The 5,223-nt window shown below is 66.0% G+C and carries 4 protein-coding genes and 1 tRNA gene; 2 read left to right on the forward strand and 3 right to left on the reverse strand.

Annotated features, from left to right (window positions below; all coding sequences use genetic code 11):
• The 3 genes from ACCD07_RS32010 to ACCD07_RS32020 all read right to left on the reverse strand — a co-directional run.
• The coding region (locus tag ACCD07_RS32010) for a diguanylate cyclase domain-containing protein (protein WP_413449663.1) at positions 1-991 on the reverse strand (991 nt) is incomplete at its 3' end.
• 270 nt (positions 992-1,261) lie between these two features.
• Positions 1,262-3,490 (reverse strand): ATP-binding protein, encoded by a 2,229-nt coding sequence (locus ACCD07_RS32015; RefSeq protein ID WP_413449664.1) that lies wholly within the window; start codon positions 3,488-3,490, stop codon positions 1,262-1,264.
• Positions 3,491-3,624: 134 nt separating this feature from the next.
• Positions 3,625-4,452: a response regulator gene (locus ACCD07_RS32020; RefSeq protein ID WP_413449665.1), complete on the reverse strand. Its 828-nt coding sequence runs from the start codon at positions 4,450-4,452 to the stop codon at positions 3,625-3,627.
• A 262-nt stretch (positions 4,453-4,714) separates the two neighbouring features.
• Between ACCD07_RS32020 and ACCD07_RS32025 the strand changes: the two genes are divergently transcribed.
• Both ACCD07_RS32025 and ACCD07_RS32030 read left to right on the forward strand, forming a co-directional pair.
• The gene (locus ACCD07_RS32025; protein ID WP_353404988.1) at positions 4,715-4,957 is read left to right on the forward strand and encodes a hypothetical protein; all 243 of its coding nucleotides are present in this window, start codon (positions 4,715-4,717) and stop codon (positions 4,955-4,957) included.
• A 190-nt stretch (positions 4,958-5,147) separates the two neighbouring features.
• Positions 5,148-5,221, forward strand: a tRNA-Arg gene (locus tag ACCD07_RS32030).
• The last annotated feature ends 2 nt before the right edge of the window (positions 5,222-5,223 follow it).

The raw sequence follows: 5,223 nt of genomic DNA on the forward strand, positions 1-5,223 counted from the left end.
CCCCCCCCGCCCCCCCGGCGGGGGCGGGCGACATCGTGTGGCGGCGCGCCGGCGCGCCCTGCAGCGATTGCGCGCTGCAGCTGCGGTTCTTGCCGGAGCGCTTGGCTTCGTACAGCGCGGCGTCCGCGGCGGCGATGACCGAGGCCACTTCGCCGGCGTCGTCCGGATAGATGCCGATGCCGATGCTGGTCGACAGCCGCAAGGTCAGGCCGTTGATCACATATGGTTCGGAAACCGCCTCGATCAGCTTGGCGGCCGGCTCCTGGGTGTCGCCCAGGTGGCCGATATTGCCCATGACGATGACGAACTCATCGCCGCCTACGCGCGAGACGGTGTCTTCCTTGCGGGCGCAACCTACCAGGCGCTGCGCCACCATTTTCAGGATTTCGTCGCCGGTGGCGTGGCCGTGCGTATCGTTGATGGTCTTGAAGCCGTCCAGGTCCAGGTACATCACGGCCGCCTTGTTCTGCTGGCGGGTGGCGTGCTGCAGCACGGTGGCGATGCGGTCTTCCAGCAGGCGGCGGTTGGGCAGGCCGGTCAGTGGATCATGCAGCGCCAGTTCCTGCTGCTGCCGGCTGTATTGCGCCAGTTCCTTGTACAGCAGGCGCACTTCCAGCATGTTGTGGATGCGCTTGTGCACTTCCAGCAGGTCGAAGGGCTTGCTGATGAAGTCGCGGGCGCCCGCTTCCAGCGCGGCGATCTTGAAGCTCGGTTGCGCCGTCAGCGCCAGCACCGGCAGGTAGCCGCCCTGTTCGATTTCCTTCAGGCCCTTCATCACCTGGAAGCCGTTCAGCCCTGGCATCTGCAAGTCCAGCAGGATCAGGTCGTAGCAGTGCTGGCGGTGCAGCGGACACACCTGTTCCGGCAACATGGTCGAGCTGACGTCGGTATAGCCGGCCTCGCGCAGGATTTCCAACATCAATTCGACGTTGTCGGCGCTGTCATCCACCACCAGGATCTTGGCGCGCAGGATTTCGTCTCGGCTCGGCATAAGGTTCTCTGTCTGTCCCAAAATCGGCATATGGCCGAAAAAATTATCTTAATTCCATCATAACGCATGCGTATGTGCTGCGGCGCACACAAGTGTGGTTAATTTCCATATGGAAATAATTGTACGCGCTTTTTGATGTTTTTGTAGTGTAGCAAGCGAAGCTCACATTGCTTGTAGGACATTACCGCGTCTGCAAGTAGGAGTGACATGGGCCGCTTGTGGCAAGAATATTCACAACTCTTGACAGTCAGGCAGTGTCGCGCGGCCTCCTCAGGCGTGGCGTGGGGCGGCCCCCATCGCGGCCACCTTGGCGATCAGTTCGTTCGGCTCGACCGGCTTGGAAATATGCGCCAGGAAGCCGCTGGACAGCGCCTTGATCCGGTCTTCCGAGCGGGCGAAGGCGGTCAGCGCGATGGCCGGCAGGTCGCCGCCGCGCGACGGCCCCATCGCGCGGATGCGGTCCAGCAGGCCGTAGCCGTCCACTTCCGGCATGCCGAGGTCGCTGACCATCAGGTCCGGCCGCGCATGCTGCAGCAAGCTCAGCGCCTCGGTGGCGGTGGCAGCCGTCAGCACGTCGGCGTTACAGTCGTTGAGAATGCGCTTGATCAGCTCGCGGGCGTCATCCTCGTCGTCCACCACCAGCACTTGCAGGCCGGACAAATCATGCGCTGCAGCACGCCGCTGGCGACCGTCGTCGCCGGCTGCGGCCAGCGGTTCGTCCAAGCCGCTGCGCCGCGGCAGCCGCACGGTGAAGCAGGCGCCGCGGCCCTCGCCGTCGCTGGCGGCGGTGACGGTGCCGCCGTGCTGTTCGGTCAGGTGTTTGACGATGGACAGTCCCAGCCCCAGCCCGCCGTGCTTGCGGGTGGTGGTGGCGTCGGCCTGGCGGAAGCGCTCGAACACGTGGGCCAGGAAGGACGGCGCGATGCCGACCCCGCTGTCGCGCACCGAGATGGCGATCTGCTCGCCTTCGCGGCGGATGGCGACGGTGATGTTGCCGCCCGGCGGCGTGAACTTGAGCGCGTTGGTCAGCAGGTTCCAGATGATCTGCTGCAGCCGGCTGGCGTCGCCGGCCACCATGCCGGGCATCGGCTCGAACTGCCGGTGGATGGCGATCTGCTTGGCCCCGGCGGCCGGGCGCACGGTGTCGATGGCGGCGGCGACGATGGCGGCCGGCGCCAAGGTCAGCATTTCCAGCCGCACCTTGCCGGAGGCGATGCTGCTCATGTCGAGCAGGTCCTCGATCAGCTGGGCCTGCATGCGGGCGTTGCGCTCGATGGTTTGCAGGCCGCGGTGCAGGTCGGCCTGGTCGCGGCTGCCGCGCCGCAGCACCTGGGCCCAGCCGAGGATGGCCGTCAGCGGCGTGCGCAGCTCGTGCGACAGCGTGGCCAGGAACTCGTCCTTCATCTGGCTGTTGCGTTCGGCCTCGGCGCGCGCCTGGCGTTCGCTGTCGAGCAGGATCTTGCGTTCCTCGGCGGCCTGCTGCGAGGCTTCGTACAGGCGCGCGTTGTCGATCGCCACCGCGGCCTGGGCGGCGATGCCGCCGATGATGCGCTCGGTGCGTTCGCTGAACATGTGCGGTTCGGGGTGGCCGAAGAACAGGTAGCCGATCACCACGCCCGAGCGCAGCGCCACCGGCACCGCCAGGTAGCTGCGCACCGGCGGCTGGGCCGGCGGCACGCCGTGGCAGGGGTGGTCTGCGCCGTAGCGGGGATCGGCCTGCAGGTCGTCGCTGCGGATGGTGCCGCGGCCGCACTGCTCGGGAACGAAATGCAGCGAGTCGCGCGGCAGGCCGAAGCGGGCATAGGCGGCCGGCGTGCCGCTGGCCAGCGTATGCAGCATCAGCGCCTTGCCGTGGGCGTCGACGCCATGATAGAAGAAGGCGCCGAAGCGCGCGCCGCTGATGTTGGTGGCGGCGTCGGTCACTTCCTGCAGCAGCGGATGCAGGTCGCGCGTGGCGGCCAGCGCGCTGCCGATGCGGTTGACCAGCTCGAGCACGGCGGTTTCGTCGCGCAGCGCCTCCTGCACGCGCTTGACCTGGTCGACGTCGGTGCTGGTGCCGAACCAGCGCAGCACCCGGCCGTTGCTGTCGTGGACCGGGTTGGCGCGCGTCAGGAACCAGCGGAATTCGCCGTCGGCGTTGCGGATCGGCACCTCGAGCTCAAACGGTTCGCCGCTTTCGCGCGACTGCGCCCAGCGCTGTTCCATCGCGTCCAGGCAGTCGGGGGCGTAGACCTGGCGCCAGCCGTCGCCGGCCATCTGCTGCGGCGTGGTGCCGGTGTAGTCGTACCAGCGCTGGTTGTACCAGGCCATGGTACCGTTCCGTTCGGCGATCCAGGCCAACTGCGGCATCGAGTTGGCGAGCGCGCGCAGTTCCCGCTGGTTTTGGCGCAGCGCCTCGCGCGCGCTCATGTTGCGCGTGGTCGCTGGGCAGGTGAGCTCGACGTCGTCCGACGGGGTTGCGGGCGTGACGGCATCGGTAGGCTCAGTTGGAAGGATCATGTATGGTTCAGGCTTGCTGCGATGCCGGTTGGCGCCGGATGGCGGCCGCGGACTCGCCGGGCTAACGCTTGACGTTTAACGGTGTCTTCATTGTAGTCCTAACCAAAGCCGTGGCACCGCACGGTTGGCGGCGTTCAGGCGGGGCCGGCGTCCATGCGGCCGGCGATCTGCGCCAGCGCCGCTTGCAGCTGTTCGATGTCGTAGGGTTTTTGCAGCGACTGAGCGGGAAACTCCAGGTGGCGCGTCAGTTCGTCGCCGTAGCCGGAGGCGAACAGCAACTGCAGAGTCGGCGCCAGCCTGAGCGCCTGGCGGGCCAGCTCGACGCCCGACATGCCGGGCAGGCTGACGTCGGTGAACAGCACGTCGAACGGCTGGCCGGCCAGTTCCGGCAGCGCGTCCTCGCCGGTGGCCGCGGCCTGCACCTCGTGGCCCAGCGCGCGCAGCGTTTCGCACACCAGGTAGCGGGCGTCGGCGTTGTCCTCGACAACCAGGATGCGCAGTGCGCGCGCGCCCTCGGGCGCCGGCGCGCCCTGGGCCGGGTTCAGCGCGCACAGCACGCCGGCCACCTGGCCGTGTTCGTTGCGGATCGGGGTGTAGTACAGGTCGAGCAGTTGCTGGGCGACGCCGTCGTTGCGCCACACCGGCAGGCTGACGCCGCGATAGCTGGCGCCGGCGCCGCTCCAGGCCTGGCGGATCGCCGCGCCGTTCCAGCTCCACGCCGCCGGCTGGATCGACGGCACGCCGCCGCCGGGCGCGCGCAGGCTCGACAGTCCGATCAGCGCGGAATAGGCGTCGTTGTACACCATGATTTGTTCGGGGCCCCACATCAGCAGCATGGCCAGCGGGGAATTGAGCAGGATGTCGACCGTCAGCCGCAACGACGGCGGCCAGCCGGCGGGATCGCCAAGGGCGGAGCGCGACCAGTCCGGGGAGGGCGGCGCGACGGAATCGGATGCATGCATGCTGGCGACCTGTCTGTTTTCTGTCTTATGGAAGGCAAAGCTGACCGCATCGTACACCAAAAAAAAGCCCGCTACAGGAGCGGGCTAAATCTATTTCCTTGGAGGAGAATAGAGGAGACAGCTCAATAATGCTGCAATGCGCAAACGAATGCAAATTTTTTCTGATGATGATCGAGATCACTGGCATGAATGAAGCCTCTGCGGAGCGGGCTTGCACCGCACAATGGCGCTACACTGATAGAGGAGCGGCGCGGTGCCGCGCATGGCGGAGGCTGGCATGGCGACGGTGGTCAGGCACAGGAAAGTGAATATCGTGGTGCTCGAACGCAGCGAGCAGATCGCCGGCCATTGCCGCCGGGGCGATATCGCCATCGTCACCGACAGCGACGGCTGGTGGGTCAAGTTCGTCGGCGAGGGCGGGCAGGTCGACTGTTATGGCGATCCGTATCCGTCGTACAACGAGGCGCTGTGGTCGGCCAAGGCGGCGGCCGAGTTCGGTACCTGACAGAGAGTGCTGGACAAGCCGCGGCAGTGTCCCTATAATGCTGCTTCTTTCGAACGGCATGCCGCTTGAAGGAGATGCAGCAAAGCAGTTTGTAAAGTGGTTGATTCGGCGTATCGTGCGCTTGACCAACTAAACGATAGAAAATATCAAACTTTGCAAAACGAAATTAATGCTTTATAATGTTGCTTGCGCGGCTGTAGCTCAGCTGGATAGAGTACTTGGCTACGAACCAAGGGGTCGTGGGTTCGATTCCTGCCAGCCGCACC

Source organism: Duganella sp. Dugasp56 (assembly GCF_047304105.1).
Lineage (GTDB): Bacteria > Pseudomonadota > Gammaproteobacteria > Burkholderiales > Burkholderiaceae_D > Rugamonas > Rugamonas hordei.